Annotated in this window: 28 protein-coding genes; 21 read left to right on the top strand and 7 right to left on the bottom strand. The window is 46.4% G+C overall.

The window, feature by feature from the left end; genetic code table 11:
- Positions 1–28: 28 nt before the first annotated feature.
- Complete coding sequence (locus MKY95_RS22050; RefSeq protein ID WP_339194416.1) at positions 29–1,489, bottom strand: IS1182 family transposase; 1,461 nt, start codon at positions 1,487–1,489, stop codon at positions 29–31.
- A gap of 473 nt (positions 1,490–1,962) precedes the next feature.
- Here MKY95_RS22050 and MKY95_RS22045 point away from each other — a divergent pair, with 473 nt between their 5' ends.
- Positions 1,963–2,613: a hypothetical protein gene (locus tag MKY95_RS22045; RefSeq protein WP_036672336.1), complete on the top strand. Its 651-nt coding sequence runs from the start codon at positions 1,963–1,965 to the stop codon at positions 2,611–2,613.
- Positions 2,614–3,146: 533 nt separating this feature from the next.
- Entirely contained in the window at positions 3,147–3,623 is a 477-nt protein-coding gene (locus tag MKY95_RS22040; RefSeq protein ID WP_017687614.1) for a hypothetical protein, read from the top strand.
- A gap of 120 nt (positions 3,624–3,743) precedes the next feature.
- Here MKY95_RS22040 and MKY95_RS22035 read toward each other — a convergent pair whose 3' ends face one another.
- Complete coding sequence (locus MKY95_RS22035; RefSeq protein WP_017687615.1) at positions 3,744–4,343, bottom strand: thymidine kinase; 600 nt, start codon at positions 4,341–4,343, stop codon at positions 3,744–3,746.
- 176 nt (positions 4,344–4,519) lie between these two features.
- Here MKY95_RS22035 and MKY95_RS22030 point away from each other — a divergent pair, with 176 nt between their 5' ends.
- Positions 4,520–4,732, top strand: coding sequence for a hypothetical protein (locus MKY95_RS22030; protein WP_076318970.1), 213 nt, complete (start codon positions 4,520–4,522; stop codon positions 4,730–4,732).
- 8 nt (positions 4,733–4,740) lie between these two features.
- On the opposite strand, the gene MKY95_RS22025 is transcribed toward MKY95_RS22030, so the two are convergent.
- Both MKY95_RS22025 and MKY95_RS22020 read right to left on the bottom strand, forming a co-directional pair.
- Entirely contained in the window at positions 4,741–5,088 is a 348-nt protein-coding gene (locus MKY95_RS22025) for a potassium channel family protein (protein WP_036607883.1), read from the bottom strand.
- Between the two features lie 63 nt (positions 5,089–5,151).
- Complete coding sequence (locus MKY95_RS22020; RefSeq protein WP_036607881.1) at positions 5,152–5,463, bottom strand: DUF2627 domain-containing protein; 312 nt, start codon at positions 5,461–5,463, stop codon at positions 5,152–5,154.
- A gap of 230 nt (positions 5,464–5,693) precedes the next feature.
- Between MKY95_RS22020 and lpdA the strand changes: the two genes are divergently transcribed.
- The 5 genes from lpdA to lipB all read left to right on the top strand — a co-directional run bounded on the left by lpdA (position 5,694) and on the right by lipB (position 11,587).
- The gene (gene lpdA, locus MKY95_RS22015) at positions 5,694–7,118 is read left to right on the top strand and encodes a dihydrolipoyl dehydrogenase (protein WP_339194411.1); all 1,425 of its coding nucleotides are present in this window, start codon (positions 5,694–5,696) and stop codon (positions 7,116–7,118) included.
- A gap of 139 nt (positions 7,119–7,257) precedes the next feature.
- Positions 7,258–8,286, top strand: coding sequence for a thiamine pyrophosphate-dependent dehydrogenase E1 component subunit alpha (locus MKY95_RS22010; protein ID WP_036607878.1), 1,029 nt, complete (start codon positions 7,258–7,260; stop codon positions 8,284–8,286).
- A 2-nt stretch (positions 8,287–8,288) separates the two neighbouring features.
- Positions 8,289–9,275, top strand: coding sequence for an alpha-ketoacid dehydrogenase subunit beta (locus MKY95_RS22005; protein WP_017687621.1), 987 nt, complete (start codon positions 8,289–8,291; stop codon positions 9,273–9,275).
- A 47-nt stretch (positions 9,276–9,322) separates the two neighbouring features.
- A complete protein-coding gene (locus MKY95_RS22000; RefSeq protein ID WP_036607875.1) occupies positions 9,323–10,768 on the top strand; it encodes a dihydrolipoamide acetyltransferase family protein in 1,446 nt (481 codons plus the stop codon).
- Between the two features lie 111 nt (positions 10,769–10,879).
- On the top strand, positions 10,880–11,587 hold the full coding sequence (gene lipB, locus MKY95_RS21995; RefSeq protein ID WP_036607873.1) for a lipoyl(octanoyl) transferase LipB: 708 nt from the start codon (positions 10,880–10,882) through the stop codon (positions 11,585–11,587).
- Between the two features lie 26 nt (positions 11,588–11,613).
- On the opposite strand, the gene prli42 is transcribed toward lipB, so the two are convergent.
- Positions 11,614–11,715 (bottom strand): stressosome-associated protein Prli42, encoded by a 102-nt coding sequence (gene prli42 / locus MKY95_RS21990; protein WP_017687624.1) that lies wholly within the window; start codon positions 11,713–11,715, stop codon positions 11,614–11,616.
- Positions 11,716–11,797: 82 nt separating this feature from the next.
- Between prli42 and MKY95_RS21985 the strand changes: the two genes are divergently transcribed.
- Positions 11,798–12,931, top strand: a complete 1,134-nt coding sequence (locus tag MKY95_RS21985; RefSeq protein WP_036607871.1) for a M20/M25/M40 family metallo-hydrolase — start codon at positions 11,798–11,800, stop codon at positions 12,929–12,931.
- 157 nt (positions 12,932–13,088) lie between these two features.
- Here the strand turns inward: MKY95_RS21985 and MKY95_RS21980 are convergent, their stop codons facing one another.
- A complete protein-coding gene (locus MKY95_RS21980; protein WP_100527202.1) occupies positions 13,089–13,223 on the bottom strand; it encodes a Z-ring formation inhibitor MciZ in 135 nt (44 codons plus the stop codon).
- Between the two features lie 122 nt (positions 13,224–13,345).
- Here MKY95_RS21980 and MKY95_RS21975 point away from each other — a divergent pair, with 122 nt between their 5' ends.
- From MKY95_RS21975 to sigF, 11 genes are all read left to right on the top strand, one after another.
- Positions 13,346–13,939, top strand: coding sequence for an NUDIX hydrolase (locus MKY95_RS21975; RefSeq protein WP_051447058.1), 594 nt, complete (start codon positions 13,346–13,348; stop codon positions 13,937–13,939).
- Between the two features lie 2 nt (positions 13,940–13,941).
- Positions 13,942–15,162, top strand: coding sequence for an endonuclease Q family protein (locus MKY95_RS21970; RefSeq protein WP_339194407.1), 1,221 nt, complete (start codon positions 13,942–13,944; stop codon positions 15,160–15,162).
- 161 nt (positions 15,163–15,323) lie between these two features.
- On the top strand, positions 15,324–15,953 hold the full coding sequence (spoIIM, locus tag MKY95_RS21965) for a stage II sporulation protein M (RefSeq protein ID WP_017687629.1): 630 nt from the start codon (positions 15,324–15,326) through the stop codon (positions 15,951–15,953).
- 107 nt (positions 15,954–16,060) lie between these two features.
- Positions 16,061–16,528, top strand: a complete 468-nt coding sequence (locus MKY95_RS21960; RefSeq protein WP_036607866.1) for a Fur family transcriptional regulator — start codon at positions 16,061–16,063, stop codon at positions 16,526–16,528.
- Between the two features lie 158 nt (positions 16,529–16,686).
- Entirely contained in the window at positions 16,687–16,929 is a 243-nt protein-coding gene (locus MKY95_RS21955) for a DUF4227 family protein (RefSeq protein ID WP_017687632.1), read from the top strand.
- A 75-nt stretch (positions 16,930–17,004) separates the two neighbouring features.
- Positions 17,005–17,895, top strand: coding sequence for a tyrosine recombinase (locus tag MKY95_RS21950; protein WP_036607863.1), 891 nt, complete (start codon positions 17,005–17,007; stop codon positions 17,893–17,895).
- Between the two features lie 129 nt (positions 17,896–18,024).
- A complete protein-coding gene (locus MKY95_RS21945) occupies positions 18,025–18,849 on the top strand; it encodes a purine-nucleoside phosphorylase (protein ID WP_036607861.1) in 825 nt (274 codons plus the stop codon).
- 303 nt (positions 18,850–19,152) lie between these two features.
- On the top strand, positions 19,153–20,274 hold the full coding sequence (locus tag MKY95_RS21940; protein WP_339200027.1) for a D-alanyl-D-alanine carboxypeptidase family protein: 1,122 nt from the start codon (positions 19,153–19,155) through the stop codon (positions 20,272–20,274).
- 144 nt (positions 20,275–20,418) lie between these two features.
- Entirely contained in the window at positions 20,419–20,772 is a 354-nt protein-coding gene (gene spoIIAA, locus MKY95_RS21935; protein ID WP_017687636.1) for an anti-sigma F factor antagonist, read from the top strand.
- On the top strand, positions 20,769–21,224 hold the full coding sequence (gene spoIIAB / locus MKY95_RS21930) for an anti-sigma F factor (RefSeq protein ID WP_036672324.1): 456 nt from the start codon (positions 20,769–20,771) through the stop codon (positions 21,222–21,224). Before spoIIAA ends, spoIIAB begins: the two co-directional genes overlap by 4 nt.
- Before the next feature lie 14 nt (positions 21,225–21,238).
- Positions 21,239–21,994 carry an RNA polymerase sporulation sigma factor SigF gene (sigF, locus tag MKY95_RS21925; protein ID WP_036607856.1) on the top strand — a complete coding sequence of 252 codons (756 nt, stop codon included), beginning with the start codon at positions 21,239–21,241 and terminating at the stop codon, positions 21,992–21,994.
- Between the two features lie 87 nt (positions 21,995–22,081).
- Here the strand turns inward: sigF and MKY95_RS21920 are convergent, their stop codons facing one another.
- Positions 22,082–23,011 carry an EamA family transporter gene (locus tag MKY95_RS21920; protein WP_339194402.1) on the bottom strand — a complete coding sequence of 310 codons (930 nt, stop codon included), beginning with the start codon at positions 23,009–23,011 and terminating at the stop codon, positions 22,082–22,084.
- Positions 23,012–23,119: 108 nt separating this feature from the next.
- Between MKY95_RS21920 and MKY95_RS21915 the strand changes: the two genes are divergently transcribed.
- Positions 23,120–24,028: an AraC family transcriptional regulator gene (locus tag MKY95_RS21915; RefSeq protein ID WP_339194400.1), complete on the top strand. Its 909-nt coding sequence runs from the start codon at positions 23,120–23,122 to the stop codon at positions 24,026–24,028.
- Positions 24,029–24,196 lie beyond the last annotated feature (168 nt).

The following is a 24,196-nucleotide window of genomic DNA, read 5'->3' as shown; positions in this document are numbered from 1 at the left end:
ACGGAATATAGCCTTTTTCTCTATCCTTTTACTTTGAGTCTTCCATGAGTGTAATGATTCGCTTGAGATTAACAGTAAATATGGCCATGGCACCTTGCATTTGCATGCCAACAAGACCCGAGGACGATGCAACATCATACCCGTGTCTGTGCTTGAGTTCGCTATTTTTCGCTTCAATTTTATAACGTTCTTTCGATTTTTCTTTGAAACTATCGCTACTTTGAAATGCCTCATGTTCCTTATGTTCGGTCGATTTGATGGTTACAGAATAGGTTTTACTTTTCGCACCTTCTTTATAGCACCCGTCTTTCATTGGGCATACTTTGCATTTTTCAATGTCAAACATGTAGGTATTCTTTTGGTTATTATTCATACCTTTCTTACCTGTGCGCGCTCTTTGAATCGCCATATGTCCAGCTTTACAAACGTACATACATGCATCTTTATTAAACTCAAATTCATCTTCTTTTTTACGAGTTCCTTGTGTGATATTAGGGTTTAATTTTGATATTAATTGTAGTTCGTTGTGATTGGCATATTGAATATTATCTTTTTCAGAATAGGCAGTATCTCCAATGACGGTATCGATCTTCATACCTGTGTCACGACTTTTTTCAATGAGAGTTTGGAGTTGTTTTCCATCACTTTTCTCACCAGTCGTAATTACCGCAGCTGTAATAATTCGTTCTCCATTCATAGCAAAATGTGTTTTGTAACCGAAGAACGAGGAGTCTGCCGTTTTGTGACCTATTCGTGCATCTGGATCATTGCTGAGTTGAAAGTGCTCATGGTGATCAGCTATGATTTCTTTTAAGTAGTTCAGCTTTTCTTTCACCTTTGGGTATTCACGGAGAGATTCTTCTTTTTCTACTGCATCTACAACTTTTTGGCAATAGTCCAGTTCATCAGATAATTCGTTCGTCGTTGTTTTCGGTGGGAATTTATCCTTCATTTTTTCATCGATCTTGTAAACGGATTTTCTCAACAACTTAGACTTTTGCATTAATATTTCTTTGGGTGATAGCTGATTAAATCGCGCTTTCGTATGGGTGGCATCCACAATAATTGCGCTGCTTTTGATAATTTCTTTCTCCAACGCGATCTTCATGGTCTTTTGAATTAGTATGTCGAGGAGGTTCACATCTTTCAAGCGAAGCTTGCGAAACTTCGTTAGTGAACTAGAATTAATGACTTCATCTTCAGGCGCCATATCTAAAAAGTACTTAAAGGACATGTCATATTTAGAACGTTCCACAACATCCGCATCGGATACATCGAAAATGGATTTCAACAATAGGTATTTGAACATTCGAATGGGAGGCACTGCATTGCGACCATTGTCGAGGCAGTATCTATGCTGCAATTCTACCTGAACAAATGAAAAATCTACGAGATCATTGATTTGACGAAGCATATTATCTTTAGGTACGACGATATCGTATATGTCCATAAATGCACTAAGGTTAAGAGATTGTTGGTTTGAAATCATCCGAGACACCACCTGAAATTAATCATTTAATTATACAGGAAAACAAATATCCCTCCTCAAAAAAATGAGGAGGGATATCTGTTTATAGATGTTGGACTTTTTCAGTGGCCTCGGTTCATTCCGAAGTCATCTTTTTTGCATAAAATGGGTAATAAGAAGGCATAATGGCACAAGATAGAACACGCTTAGAATTGAACATGAACCACCAAATGTCTATAATAAGGCTGAGAAACTGTAGAATGACACTATATAAGTTGAAATAATCATTTACACGATAACGGAGAGGACAGAAAAAATCTGAAAAAGCGAAGCGGTCGCCTTTATCACCGGATTTTCCCTTAAGAAAAAGGGAATCGAAAAAATCTGGGGATAACAGCGATTGGAAGATTGTTCTGTCATCGTAGTGTCAGTGTAAATAAACTTTAATTCAACTTATATAGATACAATAACTAGGTCAGAGTGGAGTGCAGCGTATGAAAAAGGGATCACAGCCACAACGAGGTTTCACCTTCATCCAGCGGTGGTTCAAACGATCTGATAAAAAAAAGATCAAATGGTCTGAAATGTATCTCGCACTTGCTGGTGCGCTTCATCGCTTGTTGGTTGAAGGGCGGCGTGAACGTTCAGCAGCCAAACGGCTGCATCAGGACTTACCTATTAACGTGTTGGGCGAGATGAAGCTAGAGCCAGGGGATATTGTGTACACGCCAAGCTCAGAATCGACGTATTACGCCGGGCATATGGGCATTATTGGCCTCGACGGCAAGGTGTATCATGTGCACCCTTATGGGCCTGTATTTGCTGATTCATTAGAGTGGTATCTCACGCGTTTTTATGAAGGAGATCGTTTCATTGTATTCCGTTCCAGACTGAATGAGGCAGGAATGAAAGCAGCCGGGTGGGTACACGACCATTACAAGCAGGTAAAATTCTACCGTTTGCAGACCAATCTGCGCAGTATTGAGCGCAATTACTGCTCCAAGTTTATATATCAGGCCTATCAGTTCACATCGGGACTGGATCTGTGGAGCCGCAAATTTACCCGAATGAATCAGGGTTATATCTATCCATTTCGAATTGAGCGTTCATCAGAGCTGGACGTTCTGGGAACTTTTTATAAATAAGGCTGGAACCGACTAAAATACTGTTCTTCCGAAAAAAAGGAGAGCAGGTTCTGTCGGTTTTTTTTATATGTGTAGAGATTAAAAACAGGAAAAACGCCCAAAACGTCGAATAGATTATGAGATAGGCACGCACAACTTGGAATCGTATACATAAAAAAAGACGAGATGATTATTAGCCCAGAGAAAAAAATGACTACGAAGTAGACGAACAAGAAAGAGTGAAGCGAGATGAAATGGCCGGGTTTCTTACAACGATTCCGACCGAACAAAAACGTGGTTAAGCTATCGGACTATATCCCAAAAAAGGAAAGGAGGCACTACTGTTCCATATGCAAGAAAAACGTTAAATCGGTCGTGCATTATGCGGCGCCACAGGGAAATGTTTCAGGTGTATGCAGTTCTTGTAAGTCTTTGGCGGATGAACGTGGAATGTTTCCCATTTAATAAGAAGAGATGCGCTCAGGAAATAAGATTTTTTTGATTTATGCGCGTTTTTGTAGTACATTAGCAAATGTATTCGAAGGAGGATTCTAATGTACTCAGGTAGACAAGACGATACTTTATACATCATGACCTACACCTTAAACAGCGGTATCAAGGGTACGGTTCCACTGTCTAATAAGCAGATTATTGAGTGGCTGGATTGCTACAGAAATGAGAAGCGCTTCGTGACCGAAATCGGCAAGGAGTTTTTTGGATTGAATGCAGGATTGGTAGCAGACTTCAAGGTTCAAAATCATTTATCGGATTATCAACAGACCATTATGCCTACACAGCAGCAGGATAACCTGGAACGCTTGTCCAGTGCTTATAAATCAACCGAGTTATTAATGAAGATTGATTGTAAATGTGGCACGGCTTATGTGACGGAATCCCCATACAAGCGCACAAAATGGTACTGTACAAAGTGTAAAGAAATTGTATTTTTGGATGCCAAAAAAGGAATGGTGGAAACGTCGCGTGGTGACGCTTACTACATGACCAACAAATATTTTGTTTCCCGGGACTAGCGGGAAGTGACTCTGGAAGCATCGCTGCGAAGCGGTGCTTTTTTGTGCGATGTTACTTCTATAACAAAAAAAGCCCCAAGGGGCCTTTTTGGAAGAAATCTAAGATCGATCTTTTAGAAATTATGATGAGCATTCAACTTTGTGAGGAGGAATGAAGCAGCAACGACAGCGTGGCTCGTAAGCTTCTGAATCGCCAATCATTACAACCGGACCCAAGGTAACAGGCTCCCCATTGACGATACGTTGCGTAAAGGCTGCATCTGGGCTGCCACATACCGCACAGAAAGCCGAGAGTTTCTCAATGTCATCTGCCATGGCAAGCAAACCACCGACATATCCGAATTCCTTACCACGGTAATCCATATTAAGTCCGTCCACAATGACATGTTTGCCACAATACGCTAACTCCGAGACAAGTTCCATAATGGCACTGCTGAAAAATTGTACTTCATCAAATGCAACAACATCAGCATCTATGGTTTGGTTCAAGATCATTTCTACGGATTCCGGGGTTAATTGCCGGGGAATGGAATGGGCAGGGAGTCGATAACCAATTCGGCTTACGATCTCGTCCTGGGCAAACCGATTATCCTCGGCTGGTTTGTAGGCCACAACCTTTTTACGGCCAAATTGTATTAATTTCTGACAACGGCGAATGAGTTCACCGGATTTTTCACTGAACATGGGTCCAGTAATTACGGTAATACGTCCTGTTTGCACGGTGCTGCTACTCCTCTCACATACGGGATTCAACAAAAAAAGCGACCTTTACAGAGTACCACAAAATCTTTGAAAAGAGCCAGAACTAATCTGCGCAGCTTTGTGTTACTATATGGATTGTTAAGGTATTGGTTACGGCAGCTAGTTAACAGGAGTTGTGAAAAGAGGTGTTTAGTATGAGTGAAGCATTATCATCACTTCAAGAGCGATATGAAAGCCTGAAAGAACAGGGATCACTAGATGAAGCGGCGCAGGCGTTATTTGCAGAACTGTTCGCAGAAGCGGAGAGACTGCAGGCAAGTAACCTTACCTTGCGTAGAACGATCTTGAAGTCTTCTTCCAAAGAATCACGTATGTCTACCAAACTGCGGGATGCCTTATACGAATGACCCGGAGATTACTCCGGGTCCTCTTCTGTCTTTAATTTGCGAGGGAACAAAATACCTGCTGTAATTCTGGCAATCATGGCAAAGGTGAGACCAATGCCTGCAAACATGTAGATCACGGTAAAGGCTTTGCTGAATCCGGTGGTTGGCACAAATTCAGGATGTCCCACCGTAGTCAGGGTAACCGCACAGAAGTATAACGCATCGATCCAGTGCAGACCTTCAACACGAGTGTAAAATAAAGTGCCTGACAGCAACGTTGCTGCCGTTAACGCGAACAGAGCCAGAAACTTAGGGTCTTTGAACGCATGGAAAATGCCTTTGAGCAATCGTTGTAACGTGATTAGAAATGATACCATGATGATCCATCCTGTCTATGTAAAGTAGGCGGTGTGTTGTCTAAACACACAAAAAGCCCGGACTCATGGAGTCCTTCCGGGCGTCTCTGCTTTTTCGGGTACACTTTTGGACCGGAAACGGGGACCTACATAATTACGCTTGCGGTCACGGAACAAGATCCAGCCTCCCAGAAAACTCATACCTGCGGCAAAAAGGACAAGTCCACCACCAAAGGAAAGCCACTGGAACCCTGGTGAAATCAGTTCGTTCCCGTGCTCGGCATAATATAGGAACAGGGCATCTTTCATCATCAGAAAACCCTTCATTGCCATTAAACCGGGGATGACCAGGACAACAATTGCCAAAAATCGCGCAAAGACTAATCTTGTATTCATGAGCATTATACCCTTTCTGCCAAAGTCGACATTAAATAAAGGTTACGCTTACAGATCATACCTGATTCCATCATAGCTTGGAATGCATAGGCTGTCCATGTGTGATTGGTTCAAACTTTGAGTTGACCGCTCAAGGAGAGTACAATGGCATATAGAGGGTATAAGCTAAACTATGATTTAAGCCATCATAAATTATATTGAAATTTGATTCATAGAGGAGAGCATGAGAGATGCCAATTACATGTGATGTTGCAATTCTTGGAGGAGGAACCGGTGGATATGTAGCCGCGATCCGGGCTGCACAGCTGGGAAAACAGGTTGTTATCATTGAGAAGGACAAGCTTGGCGGTACCTGTCTGCATCGAGGCTGTATTCCGAGTAAGGCTTTGCTGAAAAGTGCGGAAGTATACGCCGAGATCCAGGAGAGCGAGACGTATGGTATCGAGACAGCTGGAGCTACACTTGTATTTCCCAAAGTACAGGCGCGCAAGGATGCAATTGTCGAACAGCTCCATCAGGGCGTTCAGTATTTGATGAAAAAAAATAAAATCCAGGTTGTACACGCGAAAGGTCGCGTCATCGGACCATCCATCTTCTCACCGCAGAGCGGAGCAGTCGCTGTGGAGTTTGAAGATGGCGAGATGGATACGGTAGTTCCAACCAATCTCATCATTGCCACTGGTTCGCGTCCACGTGTGTTGCCGGGCCTGGAACCGGACGGCAAATTCATAATGAGCAGCGACGAAGCACTGCGTATGGATGAACTTCCTGCATCACTCATCATTGTCGGTGGGGGTGTGATTGGACTGGAGTGGGCATCCATGCTGAATGACTTTGGCGTAGACATCACAGTAGTAGAAGCAGCTGCTCACGTGTTGCCTGCCGAGGATGAGGATGTTGCCAGAGAAATGCAGCGATTGCTCGGCAAACGAGGTGTTCGTTTCCTGACAGGTGCCACTGTTCTAACGGAAACATATAGCACAGATCAAGAGGGCATCCAGATTGATGTGCAGCTTGGTGAAGATAAACAGGAAACGCTGAGAGCGGAGAAAATGCTCGTATCGGTTGGACGTCAGGCTAATGTCGAAAATATCGGACTCGAAAATACAGATATCAAACTGGAGCGTGGGTTCATCGCTGTGAACAAACAGTTACAGACCGGTGAAGGTCACATCTACGCCATTGGTGACTGCATCGGCGGTTTACAGCTTGCACATGCCGCAAGTCATGAAGGCATTCTCGCTGTCGATCATCTGGCGGGCGAAACGGTACATGCCGTAGAATCCCACCGTATCCCGCGCTGTGTGTACACACGTCCGGAAGCAGCAAGCATCGGATTCACCGAGCGTGAAGCCAAAGAACGTGGCTATGATATTAAAACAGGCAAGTTCCCATTTTCGGCTATTGGCAAATCACTCATTCACGGAAGTCGGGATGGATTCGTGAAGGTGATCGCAGATGCCAAGACGAATGATATATTGGGGGTACATATGATTGGCACCCATGTGACGGAATTAATCGCTGAGGCTTCTCTGGCTCAGATGCTGGATGCCACACCTTGGGAAGTCGGACAAACCATTCATCCGCACCCTTCTCTGTCGGAAATTATGGGTGAAGTCATGTTGGCGGTCGATGGAAAGGCCATTGGAATGTAAGCCAAACAAGCTTATGAGAAAGGTCCTTTCCTTTTTTGGGTAAAAGGGATTATAATAAGGTTAAGCCAAGTCTTAGTACCAGGTTATAAGATCGGGTAGTAAGAGTGGCACAGGCTCTGATTAAAAGGAGGTACCTCATATGAGTTCACAAGGTACTGCAGACGCGGTCCACCGGCATCAACAGCTGGGACTTAGCGATGGTGAAGTATTGGATATGTACAAATACATGCTGCTCGCGCGCAAGTTTGACGAGCGTTGCTTGCTCTTGCAACGGGCTGGCAAAATTAACTTTCACGTATCCGGTGTAGGACAGGAAGCTGCGCAAGTAGGCGCTGCTTTTGGTCTGGATCGGGATCACGATTATTATTTACCTTATTACCGCGATTACGGTTTTGTACTGGCGGTAGGCATGACTCCGCGTGAGTTGATGTTGTCTGCTTTTGCGAAGGCGGAAGATCCGAATAGTGGCGGTCGGCAAATGCCGGGTCACTTCGGTCACAAAAAGCTGCGGATTGTGACAGGTTCCAGCCCGGTTACAACACAGGTTCCGCACGCTGTTGGATTTGCACTGGCTGCCAAAATGAAGAAGCAAGAATTTGTTTCTTTTGTTACGTTTGGCGAAGGATCAAGCAATCAGGGTGACTTCCATGAGGGAGCCAACTTTGCAGGTGTGCATAAATTGCCTGTCATTATTATGTGTGAGAACAATCAATATGCAATTTCGGTACCGATTCACAAACAGTTGAGCGGCAAAATATCCGATCGAGCACAAGGATACGGGTTCCCCGGACTGCGTGTAGATGGTAACGATGCATTAGAAGTATATGCTGCAGTGAAGGAAGCGCGTCGCCGTGCTATAGCCGGGGAAGGCCCGACACTGATTGAAGCGATGATGTATCGGTTGTCACCTCACTCCACCTCCGATAATGATCTGGCTTACCGGACTAAAGAGGAAGTTGAGGAGAACTGGAAGAAAGATGGCGTTCCTCGCATGAAGAACTACTTGATCGATTGTGGCATCTGGGACGAAGCCCGGGATGCGGATCTGGCTTCCCAGCTTGCGATGGAAATGAAAGAAGCAACTGAATATGCAGACAACGCGCCATATCCTAAACCTGAGGACACTCTGACGCACGTTTATGCGGACAGCGAAGAAGGGGGACGGTAAGTATGGCAGTGATGGAATATATTGATGCAATCCGTCTCGCGATGAAAGAAGAGATGGAACGGGATGAGAATGTTTTTATCCTTGGTGAAGACGTAGGTCTAAAAGGTGGTGTGTTTACCACAACTAAAGGGCTGCAAGATCAGTTTGGCGAAATGCGAGTGATGGACACACCATTGTCTGAATCCGCTATTGCAGGTGTTGCCATTGGTGCAGCGATGTATGGCATGAAGCCGATTGCCGAAATGCAATATTCGGACTTCATGTTGCCAGCAACCAACCAGATCATTAGTGAAGCGGCAAAAATTCGCTATCGTTCCAACAATGACTGGAGCTGTCCGATTGTTATCCGTGCGCCGATTGGTGGCGGGATCTTCGGTGGGTTGTATCACTCCCAATGTCCGGAATCGATTTTCTTTGGTACGCCTGGTCTGAAAATTATAGCTCCCTACTCGGCATACGATGCTAAGGGACTGCTCAAGGCCGCTATTCGCGACCCGGACCCGGTACTCTTTTTTGAAAATAAAAAATGCTACAAACTTATTAAGGAAGATGTGCCTGAAGATGATTACATCGTTCCGATTGGTAAGGCCAATGTACTTCGTGAGGGTGCGGATATTACCGTGATCGGTTACAGTCAGCCGCTGCATTTTGTCATGCAGGCTGCTGAGGAGCTGGAGCGTGAAGAAGGCATTACAGCACACGTTCTCGATCTGCGCACATTGCAACCGTTGGATCGTGAAGCGATTATTGCTTCCGCTCGTCTGACAGGCAAAGTGCTGATCGTACACGAAGATAACAAAACGGGTGGTGTAGGTGCCGAAGTTGCCGCAATTATTAGTGAGGAATGTCTATTTGAACTGGATGCACCGATTCAGCGTCTCTGCGGACCTGATGTGCCGGCCATGCCAATTAGCCCAACATTGGAGAAATTCTACATGCTGAGCAAAGACAAAGCCAAAGCAGCAATGCGTACACTTGCCGAGTTTTAATTTCGTTTTTTGGATCGTTTAAAAGTAAAGTTTGGAGTGATAATCAAATGGCTGAACGTATGAAATGGATCGAGGTCATTATGCCGCAATTGGCGGAATCGCTGGTCTCGGCTACCATAGGCAAATGGTTGAAAAAACCGGGCGACCGTGTGGAACAGTACGAGCCGATCTGTGAAGTAATCACTGATAAAGTTAATGCCGAGATTCCATCCACTGTGGATGGAATTATGGGTGACCTTTTGGTGGAAGAGGGCACAACGATTGCTGTTGGTGAAGCAATCTGCCGCATGCAGGTCGCAGCTTCTGACGAAGAAGCGGCTGAGCAAGTAACACAAGTATCGCAGCAACAGGAGCAAGTGCAGCAACATGCGAGCCCCACTCCTCTTGCCGCGTCAAATACAGCAGGACATGATCCGAACCAGCCGATGCGTAATCGGTATTCCCCGGCAGTGCAATCCTTGGCAGCAGAGCATGGCTTGAACTTGCAAAGCATCCAAGGCACCGGTGCCGGTGGCCGTATTACCCGCAAAGATGTGCTGACATTTGTTGCACAGGGAGGTAACGCGGCTGGATCGTCTGCACCAGCATCATCTCCTGTAGCACAGCATACACCTTCTGGTGTGCCGTCTGCTTCTCCATTCAGCGGAGTGAATCGTGGAAATGGAGAAATGGGTTTAACCGCTGGAGAAGCGATCTCAGCGTCCGATGCAGGTGTTCCTGTGAGACATTCAGGCATTCATCTAACCGAAAGTCCGAAAATTCCACAGATCGAAGTGGAAGGTGGCGGCCAGGGAAGATCGGAGTATTTCATCGATGTTACCCCTGTGCGTAATGCCATTGCCCGGAATATGCGTCAAAGCGTATCGGAAATCCCGCATGCATGGACGATGATCGAAGTGGACGTAACCAATCTTGTGATGCTGCGCAATAAACTCAAGGATGAGTTCAAGCGTAAGGAAGGCATCAATCTGACATATCTGTCCTTCATGATGAAGGGAGTCGTTAACGCGATTAAAGACTACCCAATCATGAACTCGGTATGGGCAGTGGACAAAATTATCGTCAAACGGGACATTAACCTGTCCATGGCGGTAGGAACCGAAGATTCTGTACTTACACCCGTAATCAAACATGCCGATCAGCGAAATATTGCAGGTCTGGCCCGTGAAGTCGATGAGCTAGCTCGTAAAACACGTGAAGGTACGTTGAAGCTGGACCATATGCAAGGTGGTACGTTCACGGTGAACAACACCGGTTCATTTGGTTCGATCCTGTCCCAGCCAATCATTAACTACCCGCAGGCAGCCATTCTTACATTCGAGTCGATTGTCAAGAAACCAGTGGTTATTAATGATATGATCGCTGTTCGCTCGATGGCTAACCTGTGTCTGTCGCTGGATCACCGAATCCTGGATGGGGTAATCAGCGGACGTTTCTTGCAACGTGTCAAAGAAAACCTTGAAGGATATACCATGGAGACCAAGGTGTATTAAGTAAATAGTTGTCGGGAAAGTGTATGTGCCGGAGGCCGTGCACTTTTCCTGCTGTCTACGGACAGGTGCTCAATTGTACACTGAACCTGAAGCAGAAGGGTGTGGGGAATCATGAGCAAGCCGCTGGATGTTGCATACATACCAATGCTTGATTATGAAGAGGCTTGGAACCGCCAGAAAGCGATTGTGCAGCGATTGGACGAGGGCGAGGGAGCGGAGCAGATGTTGCTTTTACAGCATCCACCAACGTATACGATCGGCTCACAAAATCATCCGGAGCATCTGCTTCTCAGTCCGGAAGAGTTGCGTGAGCAAGGGATTTCTTTGTTTCAAATTGACCGTGGCGGTGATATTACTTATCATGGCCCGGGCCAGTTGGTAGGTTACCCGTTATTGATTCTTGGTCGGGATGAAGACCTGGATCTGCACGGCTATCTACGGAAACTTGAGCAGGTGCTTATGGATTATCTCGCAGACCAGGGCATTGAAGCTGGACGCAAAGAGGGGTACACGGGTGTGTGGATTGGTGATATGAAGATTGCTGCAATCGGCATCAAGTTTAATCGTTGCAAACACCGCCGCGGTTTTGTGACCAGTCACGGGTTTGCTTTTAACATCAGCTCAGGCATTCAACATGCAGGTTTTCAGGGGATTGTTCCTTGTGGGATTGAACAGTATGGCGTTACCTCACTGGAGGATATAACGGGCAAGTCCTATGCGGTGGAGCAAGTAGCGCAGGAGATTGTTCCGTACTTTAATCGTATTTTTCCATATCAAATTAATTGGGTCACGGAAAAAGAAGCCCTTCAACGTCTGTAAACAGGTCGTCGAAAGGCTTTAGGTTGCTATCCAAACAGCAACGGTTCGAGAGCTATGAAAAGGGTGGACCCGATCATGGCGATCAGCATGAGATAGATGATGATTTTGAACCATTTCTTTTTTTGCATGATGAGAGAACTCCTTTCAACATAAAGTAAACAAACCATAGTAATTGTATTGTACCGTATCTACGAGAGGGAGGAAAGTCCTATGATTAAACAACAACGTGTTATCGATCAGTTCATGGAACTGGTGCAGATTGATAGTGAAACGAAAAATGAACAGAACATCTCGAAGGTGTTAAAAGAACAGTTTGCAGAGCTTGGTCTTCATGTCTATGAGGATGATACCATGGAGCAAACCGGACATGGCGCAGGAAACCTCGTCATTACCTGGGAAGCCGAAGGAACTGAAGGGGTTGCACCGATCTTTTTCACATGTCATATGGACACCGTGACGCCGGGACAGGGAATCAAGCCTGAACTGGGTGAAGATGGCTGGATCCGCAGTGATGGAACAACGATCCTGGGAGCAGATGACAAAGCAGGGATTGCGGCATTGTTTGAAGCGATTCGAGTGATCCAGGAAAACAAGATTCCACATGGTAAAATTCAATTTGTCATTACGGTCGGCGAAGAGTCTGGACTGGTGGGTGCACGTGCCATGAATCCGAAGGATATCGATGCCGAGTTCGGTTATGCGCTGGATTCTAATGGAGCTGTAGGCACGATCTGTGTTGCTGCTCCAGCGAGAGCTGAAATTCAAATGAGCATCTATGGTAAGTCTGCCCATGCTGGCGTGAATCCGGAAGACGGGATCAGCGCCATTCAGGTTGCCGCAAAAGCAATTGCAGCGATGACACTGGGCAGAATTGATGACGAGACAACAGCAAACATTGGCAAATTCCAGGGTGGGTCAGCACTCAATGTGGTATGTGACTTTGTACAGCTTGAAGCGGAAGCTCGCAGTATTGTTCAGGAGAAAGTTGAATTGCAGGTTGCACAGATGCGTGACGCGTTGGAAACGACTTGTCGCAAATACGGTGCAACAGCTGAATTCAGAAGTGAGATCCTTTACCCTGCATTTGGCTTCCATGATGAACACGAAGTTGTACAACTTGCACAGCGTGCCATCCGCAGTATTGGGCTGGAGACAAGTACGTTTGCTTCCGGTGGTGGCAGTGATGCCAATATCTTTAACGGATTCGACCTTCCAACAGTGAACTTGGCGGTAGGGTATGAGGATATTCATACAACCAAAGAACGTATTCGTGCCGAAGACATTGTGAAGTTATCCCAGGTAGTCGTAGCTATTATTCAGGAAACGGCAGCTGACAAGAAATAATATAGAGCACATGTTACCTCACATGTTGTTAAACAAAAGTCCGAACCCGGTCTGTATCGGATTCGGACTTTTTGCGAATTCATGTTATATTTCAAGGGAGAAGACTCGTTAATTTAGGGTCAAATTGAATCATTGGATGAATGGATCAATGACCCATTCATTTACGTCCAGCGAGCAGATCGATTAACTTGGCATCCGGGCCCCACTCGCGCAACCATTGTTTGAGTATAAGCTGTACTTGCCGGGCTTGTCCTACCACGTGTAAGGATTGAGGCGTCATATAACTATTCATTGAAAGTCCCCCTGATTCGTTTATATTTGCTGTGAGAATTCTATACGCTCACCATATGCCCAAAATCAGAGATATATACATTAACCGAATATATAATTCTACGATATGGAGTTGAAGAACCAATGAAACCAAATCAATCTGCCCAATCCATCCACGCGGCGCAACCTGCCAATCCAAAACTAGATGAAGTGACCGTATCCACTAAGCCAATCTTCGAGGGCAAAGTGATTTCACTTCAAGTCGATACCGTTAAACTGCCGAATGGCCAAACGGCTACACGTGAGATAATCCGGCACCCTGGAGCGGTAGCTGTACTCGCTCTGAATGGGGATCGCATGCTTGTTGTGGATCAGTATCGTCAGGCAATGGGACGCACCGAAGTGGAGATTCCTGCGGGGAAACTGGACCCGGGTGAAGAACCAGAGGTTGCCGCAGCACGTGAATTGCGAGAAGAGACGGGATATGTAGCCAAGTCGCTGCGTCATTTGCGTTCGTTTTACACGTCACCGGGGTTCGCAGATGAGATTATTCATCTTTACATCGCTGAAGAGTTGGAAGCAGGGGACATGGCGCTGGACGAAGATGAATTCCTTGAAGTTGCCGAAATAACTCTGGAGGAAGCTTATGCGCTTATGGACGAGAACCGGATTAGCGATGCCAAAACGATGATGGCCGTGTACGCGTGGGACCTTTACAGAACGACAGGACGGTTCTAGGCATGCAAGACCAACTGGAAACGTCCACGACGTGGGAGCCCTGTTATACAGACCTGCATATCCACATCGGACGAACCTCTCGGGGTGAGGCTGTTAAAATCAGTGGCAGTCGTGATCTGACATTTGAGAATATTGCCCGGGAAGCATCGGATCGCAAAGGAATTCATTTGCTTGGTGTTATTGATTGTCATTCTCCGGTTGTACAGATGGATATCGAGCAATTGCTGGAGAGTGGCACCATGTCCGAGATTGAGGGCGGCGGTATTGCCTACCAGGACACCACCATTCTGCTGGGTACAGAGATTGAGCTGCGCGAGCCTGGAATGCGTGAGTTCCATATGCTGGCGTACTTCCGTGATTTGAAAAGGATGAAGTCCTTCACGGACTGGATGAAACGTTATATGAAAAATGTGAATCTCAGTTCTCAGCGGGTGTACGTGCCCGCTCTAGAGATGCAGGCCGAGATTAAGGCACGTGGGGGACTTATTGTGCCTGCACATGTGTTTACACCGCATAAAGGCATCTATGGCAGTACAGCCCCCCGTATGGGCGAAGTGCTGGATACTAGCCTCGTGGATGCGGTAGAGCTGGGGTTAAGCTCGGACTCATCCATGGCCAGTTATATTCGGGAGTTGGATCATGTCCCTTTTCTGACCAATTCGGATGCTCATTCACTCGGTAAGATTGGACGGGAGTATAACGAACTGCAAGTGGCTGCCCCTTCTTTTGATGAATTCCGTATGGCACTTCAAGGAGAAGCCGGCAGGAGCATAGCTGCCAATTATGGACTGAATCCAAGGCTAGGCAAATATCACCGTACTTACTGTGCAGCATGTGGCAGCATTATGGACGAGCAAGCGATGTCAGCAGAGCGTTGTCCGCACTGTGGTAGTCTGAAGCTGGTGCAGGGGGTGCTGGATCGCATCCTGGCGATCTCTGATCGAGAGAGTCCTCATGTTCCTGCAAACAGACCAGCCTATCATTATCAGGTGCCACTGGAGTTCATTCCGGGACTTGGCAAAGCCAAACTGCGCCAGCTACTGGACCATTTTGGTACAGAAATGAACGTACTTCATCGCACGCGTGAGGAAGAGCTTGCTGCGGTTGTTGGACCTGTGCTGGCAGGCTTGATTGTGGCTGCACGGAACGGACAACTGGAGCTGTCCTCCGGAGGTGGCGGTACGTATGGAAAGGTTGCTGTTCAGGAAAAAGCCTCGGAGTGACCGGTGTAAATAATCTTTAGTTCAACTCATATAGCTTTCGCTATACAGAGGTCCAATCTGGACAAGAAGTCATACAGGTGCATTCCGGTTCATAAGAATGACTATGAGGATGTAAATGAGAATCCTTGCAGCATGATACCGGAAAGGGGACTCGTACCTGTATGCGCTCTTCCTACTTTACATTTAAAGGTCAGACTTCGTTATATGTATTCGTGGCTGTCTTGTTTCTGGTCGGCGTGATTTTTGGCGCGCTCATGGTGAACGCATTGTCTCTTGAGCAACGTCAGGATTTGGAGGGTTATCTCGGCAATTTCTTCATGACCGTGCAGCACAGTGCACAAGTGACTGAGACCGGGGCATATTGGGACATTGCCATGCTCCATCTGAAATGGGTGGGTCTGATCTTTATTCTGGGTTTATCCGTCGTTGGACTACCCGGTATACTGGTTCTGGATTTTTTGAAAGGTGTGCTCATTGGATTCACAGTGGGGTACCTTGTTGGACAGTATTCCTGGAAAGGGCTGCTGTTTGCACTGGTGTCCGTGGCACCGCATAATCTATTTGTCATTCCGATCCTCCTGATCTGCAGTGTAGCGGCGATGACGTTCTCGTTATACATCATTCGTAATCGTGTTTTGATGCAGCGAACACCTGGTCGACAAAGGCCTTTTGCTTCATATATAGTGTTAACTTTGGTTATGGCTGCATTGCTGCTCGGCGTGGCGTCTTTTGAAACATGGGTTACACCTGCAATGATGCGTTGGGTCACGCCAATGTTACTACCGGCCTAACGTGCACCGTATAGTGTAAAATGTTGACTTTAATTACGCACTCCCCCTATAATGAAAAGAGTGGGTTAAGTTGCAGTGTGCAGTGATTTCCTAGGGGGAGGGAGAAAATGGAAGCACGGATTGATAAAATTAAGCAGCAACTACAGTCCCAAGGATATAAATTAACGCCCCAGCGGGAAGCCACCTTAAGAGTACTTCTTGAGAATGAAGAAGATCATCTGAGCGCAGAAGATGTATTCATGCTCGTTAAAGAAAAGGCTCCCGAAATCGGTCTGGCAACCGTGTACCGTACCCTCGAACTGCTGAGTGAGCTGCATGTTGTAGAGAAAATCAACTTCGGCGACGGTGTAGCGCGTTATGATCTGCGCGGAGATACATCCAAGCATCACCATCATCACTTAATCTGTGTTCAATGCGGAAGTATGGATGAAATACGTGAAGACTGGCTTGGACCGCTTGAAGAGCGTTTGGAGCGGGAATTCAACTTTTCGGTAGTAGATCACCGACTGGACTTTCATGGAATTTGTTATCGTTGCAAAGCTAAAAATGAACAGAAACCCAAAGATGAAGAATAACATAGCATATCTTCAAGCTCTCACCGGCGGTTTTGACGGGAGAGCTTTTTTGGCACCGGACATGATCTGGAGTTTCGCCCAAATGGCATAAACCTGTGTTTATGGACATACCCTGATTCAAGGACATTACCGGATTCGAATCAGGAGGGGACGCGCCCATGATTATATCAGTGCGGAGAGGGCTCCGTTTTATTCGATTTATTATATTTTTTGCTGCATTAGTTTATCTGTTCTATCATGTTCTGGATCTGTTTAATGGCTGGATCTCACCTGTGGATCAGTATCAGATGCCAACTGGCAATGCAATCAAAGTATTTCAGGAAACGGATTGGCCGGGTAATGGAGAAGGACGTCCTACGATGGCAGAGCGTCTCCGTTTGTTCTATTGGTACGGGGAGTAGCTTCGAACAGCCAGGGATGCAAATACGGGAGCAGTCTGCCAGAGCGGCAGATCTGTCAGTTGAGGAGCGTTGTACATGAAACAGACGATACACGCCTATGCCTTATACTTGGAAGATGATAAAGGGATGTCGAGCAGCACGCTTGAATCGTATCTCCGAGACGTGGACAAGTTCATTGAATTTGCAGATAAGGAATATGGCATACGCGAAGCCGACCAGGTCAGACGTACACATGTCGTCCTGTTTGCAGGTCAGCTCAAACAGGCAGGACGTGCCAATGCAACCATTGCCCGCAGCATCGTATCTCTGCGCTCCTACTTTCATTTTTTGATGCGACGGGGTGATATTATACAGGACCCTACGTTTGATGTGGAAGCTCCCAAGGCGGACAAGACGCCACCACAGGTGTTAAGTATCCAGGAGATCGAACAGCTGCTGACAGCGCCTGATACTCGTTCACCGCAGGGTGTGAGAGATCGAGCGATGCTTGAACTGTTATATGCTACAGGCATTAGGGTCTCGGAACTGATTGCCCTTGACATTCGGGATGTACAGCCAGGGATGCGCTTTATACGATGCGGTGGGGCGGGCAAGGAACGTATCCTTCCCATTGGTGCACCAGCTGCACATTGGGCAAGTGTATATGTGGAGGAATTCCGCAACAAGTTGCTCAAAACCGATTCGGACGAGCAGGCACTATTCGTGAATGTATCTGGTAGACGTTTAACCCGGCAGGGCTTCTGGAAGCTGCTCAAAAAAGCGGCGGTGGATGCGGGAATCTCGGAAGAAATTACGCCGCATACCCTTCGTCATTCTTTTGCAGCACACCTGATTGCCAATGGGGCGGATACACGTGCGGTTCAAGACATGCTGGGTCACGTGGAGCAACCTGGACAACAATATGGCAATCATGGTCGCAAAACCATGAAAGAAATCTATGAAACCCATCATCCGAGGGCAAGATAGATTTTGACGCAGGGCATTCACAAATAAATGCGGAACATTGGGCCGATTTAGGATAAAATAAATTGAATACATCCAAACGCCGTTATACATAAGACGGATCGTTTCAACTCAAGGAGGAACATACATCGCATGACAGCATTAAACCAACAAATGATTTCGGAAGCAGCATCTTATATTCAAAGCAAAAGCTCCATCAAGCCGGAAGTCGGTTTGATTTTGGGTTCGGGTCTTGGCGTACTGGCAGAACTGATTGAAGATGGCGTAAGTATCGCTTATCAGGATATTCCACATTTTCCGGTGTCCACAGTAGAAGGACATGAAGGTGAACTATTGGTCGGAACCATTAAAGGTCGTCCAGTTGTGATGATGAAAGGCCGTTTCCATATGTACGAAGGATATGGTCCGGAATTGACAGCTTTCCCGGTACGGGTTATGAAAGAACTGGGTGTAAGTAGCCTGCTTGTAACCAATGCTGCGGGTGGTGTGAATACGTCGTATGAAGCTGGAGACTTGATGCTGATCTCGGATCACTTGAATCTCACAGGCAAAAATCCACTGATCGGACCAAATGACGCTGCACTGGGCGTGCGTTTCCCGGATCTGTCCGAAGCATATAGCCGCCGTTTGCGTGCGCTGGCGAAGGATACGGCCGCATCACAAGGTTTTAACGTACGTGAAGGGGTATACGCAGGTATGCTCGGTCCGAACTATGAAACACCGGCAGAGATCAGAATGCTGCGTACACTGGGCGCAGACGCAGTGGGCATGTCCACTGTATCTGAAGTGATTGTGGCACGCCACGCGGGCCTGGAAGTACTCGGTATTTCCTGTATCAGCAACATGGCTGCTGGAATTCTGGACCAGCCGCTGTCACATGATGAGGTTATGGAGACGACGGAACGTGTGCGTGAGTCGTTCCTGGCGCTGGTAGTGGCAGTTATTCCACAAATGTAAGCAAGATTTGAGTAGATAAGGTTACCTCTTTGGATGAGAAATCATCGGGGGGTAACCTTTTTTTGTTGTGTTGAACGTACGGTTACTCATTCCTTGAGTACAGTGCGTTTTTTTGGCTATGACCACATTTTCAATAAAAGTTCGGGAAATCATGCTTTACATGGAATAATTTACTGGAAACGGGCCGACAATGATTAGCAGTACATGCATGGAACATGCAGTAAGCAAGTCATTTGAGGAGGTAACCTTGTGAAGAAAAGAATAATGGCATCGTTCATGACCCTTTGTATCCTGCTGTCCCTTATGGCATCAACAGCATTGGCTGAAGAAACACCGAAGGCAGCGGGAGGAACTGATCTGGCCCCGTCGGCGCGCTCTGCGATCTTAATGGATGCAGATACGGGAACGGTTATTTATGAGAAAAACAGTCATGATCAGCTGCCTCCAGCGAGCATTACAAAGATTATGACCATGCTACTTACGATCGAAGCGATCGACTCAGGCAAGCTGAAGCTGACCGACAAAGTAAGAACAAGCGAATACGCAGCTTCCATGGGCGGTTCGCAGATCTTTCTGGAGCCTGGGGAAGAAATGACGGTCGACGATATGTTAAAAGGGATCGCGATGGCTTCGGGCAATGATGCCTCGGTAGCGATGGCTGAGAAGATCGCTGGCTCGGAAGAAGCCTTTGTACAGCTGATGAATGAGCGGGCGAAGGAGCTGGGCATGAAGGATACTCATTTTGCCAACTGTAACGGCCTCCCGGTCGATAATCACTATTCTTCCGCCCATGACATTGCCGTCATGAGCCGTGAACTGCTGAAGCATTCCGGGATTACGAAGTACACCGGTGCATATCAGGATTACCTTCGCAAAGATACGGAAAAGCCCTTCTGGCTGGTGAATACAAACAAGCTGGTTCGTTTTTATGAAGGGGCAGATGGTTTGAAAACAGGTTACACATCCGAAGCGAAGTTCTGTCTCTCCGCAACAGCGTCCAAGGACGGACTACGTGTCGTTTCCGTGGTACTCGGTGAACCAAATACCAAAACACGGAACAGTGAAGTGTCTTCGATGTTTGACTATGCGTTTAGTCAATATACGATGAAGGCGCTCTACAAGGCAGGGGATCTGCTGGGAAGTCTGAATATCGAAAAAGGTGAAGTTGCCGAATTGCCTCTGAATGCCACGCAAAATTATAGTGTGCTGATGCGCAAAGGAGCCAAATCCAACGACATCCGGCATGAATTGCTGGTCGCCAAAGAATTGAAAGCTCCGATCAAAGCCGGGCAAAGTATAGGTAAACTGGTGGTTTATCAGGGTAATGACGTCATTAAGGAGTTCGACATTCAGGCTCCGCAGGATGTGAATAAGGCGGGCTGGTGGAAGCTGTTTAAGCGGACAACGTCCAATCTGTTTGACTAAACGGCGATTTCTGCGAGTTGCACGTATCCTTCGAACATATTTTGTAGTTAAATAGGGGTTTTCTTCTAGTTTTGTCGGGGGGCAGGAAAAGCCTTCGGAAGCGTAGAAATCCTTGTTCTAAGACAGGGAGGAGAGTGAGCAAACGTGAACTTGCATGTGGAAATGGAACACCATCGCGGGATTCTGATTGTACGATTATCCGGGGAGCTGGATCACCATACAGCTGACATGGTACGGATGCAAATGGATGAAGCCATCCAGCGGAGACAAAGCGAGCATCTCGTACTCAGCCTGAAAGATCTGCAATTTATGGACAGTTCAGGTCTGGGTGTCATTTTGGGAAGATACAAGCTCATTAAGAATAAAGGTGGCAAGATGGTGGTCTGTGACGTCAATTCGCCAGTGTACCGTTTGCTGGAAATGTCGGGGCTGTTTAAGATTATGCCGATATACGAAAATGAGGGAACTGCTCTCTCAGGTCTGGAGGTCGTCTCATGAATGAAGGAACAGGGACAAATTTCATGAATCTGCAATTCGCGGCCAAGTCAGAGAATGAGTCGTTTGCACGGGTAACCGTTGCTGCGTTTATCTCCCAGCTTGATCCAACGATGGACGAGCTCAGTGACCTGAAGACGGTCATTTCGGAAGCCGTGACCAACAGCATCATCCACGGATACAACAACAACTCCGAGGGTGTGGTGTCCATCCAGGCGGAGATTCGGGAAGACATGATCACTATCATCGTGGAAGACCGCGGTGAAGGAATCGAAGATCTTGAACTGGCCAAGCAGCCGCTATATACGTCCAAACCCGAACTTGAGCGGTCGGGCATGGGCTTCACCATTATGGAAAACTTTATGGATGAATTCGAAGTCAGCAGTGAGCCCGGCAGAGGCACCTCCATCAAGATGAAAAAAAGGATTGAATCCAAGAAAGCATTGTATAATTAGGGGTTGGTGTTCTTATGGATGCTGAAGTGAAACCATCTTCACAGACCTATTTGGACGATGCCGAGGTCAAACGGCTGATTGCGCTCAGTCAGTCGGGTGACCATGTCTCACGGGATACGCTGGTGAACTGCAACATCAGACTCGTCTGGTCCGTCGTACAGCGTTTTATGAACAGGGGATATGATCCGGAAGATCTGTTCCAGATTGGTTGTATCGGTCTGCTCAAGTCAGTGGACAAATTCGATCTCAGTTATGACGTGAAGTTCTCAACCTACGCGGTACCGATGATCATCGGAGAAATCCAGCGATTCCTGCGGGATGACGGTACCCTGAAGGTCAGTCGTTCACTGAAAGAGATGGCGAATAAAGTCCGCAAAAAAAGGGACGAACTGTCCAAACATCTGGATCGTTTACCAACGATTAAGGAAGTTGCCGCAGAGCTGGGGGTAACCCCGGAGGAAGTTGTATTTGCCCAGGAAGCGAACAAACCACCGACCTCCATCCATGAGACGGTATTTGAGAATGACGGTGATCCCATTACGTTAATGGATCAGATTGCCGACGAGTCTCAGGAACGTTGGTTTGACAAGCTGGCTCTGAACGAAGCCATCGGTGGTCTCAGCGAGCGGGAGCGATTAATCGTTTATCTTAGGTATTACCGGGATCAGACCCAGTCCGAGGTAGCTAGCAGGTTGGGTATATCTCAGGTACAGGTATCACGTCTGGAGAAAAAAATACTGCAATCCATCCGCGACCAGATCGCGCAGTGATTTCGTGGGTTGCAACAACAATATTGGTGCATATACACCATTATACGACAACTAACAACCTTCTATCGCGCATTATGGCGAGGGAGGTTATTTGTTGTTAATACGGGGAGATCTCAAACGATTGGACTGCATGACCAGCATCATGCCAAGAATACATGCCATACCAATCCATTGATAGAATCCAAAAGGTTCATGGAGCCATATGACGGTTGTTCCAACAGCAGCAAGGGGCTCTGCACTCCCGAGTAGGCTAGTTTCCTTGGGTGTAAGACTTTTGAGACTCGCAATGTAAAACCAAAAAGCAATCATGGTTCCAAAAAGGATCGTAAATATCAAATAACCGTAGGTTTCAAGCGTGATGTTAGCAAAATTCATTTTCCAGGGCGGGTGAATAAAACTCATTCCCAAACCACCGATGATCATAGCCCAGCCGACCACAACAAGTGAATCGAACTTTTTAATCAGTCGCACGGCATACAGCGTATAAAATGCTGCTGAAACCCCAGATAACAGTCCCCATATCACTGCGAGCGAGGAGACAGATAACTGCGTAAGCGAGCCATTCGTGAGCAGGAGAAAACACCCACTGAGAGCCAGAACGGCGCATGCAAGGTCATTGCGTGTGAGGACCGACTGCTTACGGAGTGCGATGTAAATCATGATCATGATAGGGGACAGGTACTGCAGGAGTGTAGCCACCGCCGAATTGCCGTGTTTAATGGATGCCATGTACGTATACTGGACGGCGAGCATGCCCACCAATCCGAAAATGATCATCTGCCCAGCCGTTTTTTTATTTCTCCATACATCAAAAATCTGAAATCGTCCATTTGTAAACGATTGAATAACCAGTAATAGTAACCCAGCAATCAACAATCGTACAGTGACATACCAATTGACCTCAATTCCATCCAGTTGAAACAGTTTTTGAGATACCGTACCCCCAATGCCCCAGCAGATGGCTCCCGTCAGAACGAGTACGATACCTGAAATTTTGGATTTTGCAGAAGTTGTCATTCTTGTTCGCCTCACCTTAAATATAAGAATAGTGTTATATTAAGGAGGAATACGATACATTTATATCAATATTACACTTAAAAATATAACTATATTGAGATGAGGGCCATGCAGAAGATCGAATTTATCATTGATCAACATTTGAAAGAAATGACGGAACACCGTACCGATACATTATCTATAGCTTGTTATGAGACAACCATTGTTCAAAATGTTCACAGACATATTCCACTCCACTGGCATGATGAATTGCAGTTTGTTGCCGTTCTTCAGGGTACGGCGTTGTTTCATATCAACGATCAAAAGATGATTTTGTCCAAAGGTGACGGGATTTTTATCAACAGTGGAATAATGCATATGGCCGAAGATCACGGGGTGAGCGAGAACTGCATTTATTTATGTCTGAATTTGTCCCCACACGTTATCATGCCTTCGGATTTGTATATAAAGTACGTACATCCATATGTAACAGCAACTAATTTGCCTTTTCTGTATATCGAAAGAGCTAACGCTTGGGGAGAACAGATCTTGGATGCTGTTGCATGGATTAGAAAGGAGCTAGTGCACCAAGTTCCTTTTTACGAAGTGAATATTGCTTCGGCGGTGCTTAATATGTGGAAACTGCTGATTATGAACGGATATTCTCTTGAACATGATCCATCAGAGATGAGCAGAAACAACCGAATGAAAGACATGTTGCAATGGATTAATCTCAATTATGCCGATCCAATTAAGCTTGAAGATATTGCGAAGGCCGGACAGTTAAGTCGATCGGAGACATGCCGTTATTTCAAGCAAATCCTGAAAACCACACCCATGCAATATGTGATCGAGTACCGCATCCAAAGAAGCATTGAACTATTGCAATCCTCCAAGCGTAGCATCACCGAAATTGCCTATGAGGTTGGTTTTAACAGCACGAGTTATTACATTAACCAATTCCGCAAAACAATGAATTCAACCCCTTTACGATTTAGAAGGGAATTGAACAAAAGAGAAAAAGAACATAATTCTTGAATTATTGTTCATGATCCGTGAACCTATCTACCAATACCGAAGAGTCGCCCATACGGCGACTTTTTGCTTCACACTCAGTTGCGCTTCAAATCCCCAAATTTCTAAAATTAATATCCAGAAGCTACCTTCACAAGTCATGGAATTTTGAGCAAAATAACCCCAAAAAGC

This window comes from Paenibacillus sp. FSL P4-0176 (assembly GCF_037975265.1).
Classification (GTDB): Bacteria; Bacillota; Bacilli; order Paenibacillales; family Paenibacillaceae; genus Paenibacillus; species Paenibacillus amylolyticus.
Note: the sequence above shows the minus strand (reverse complement) of the source record. Positions and strands in the feature narration are given on the sequence as shown.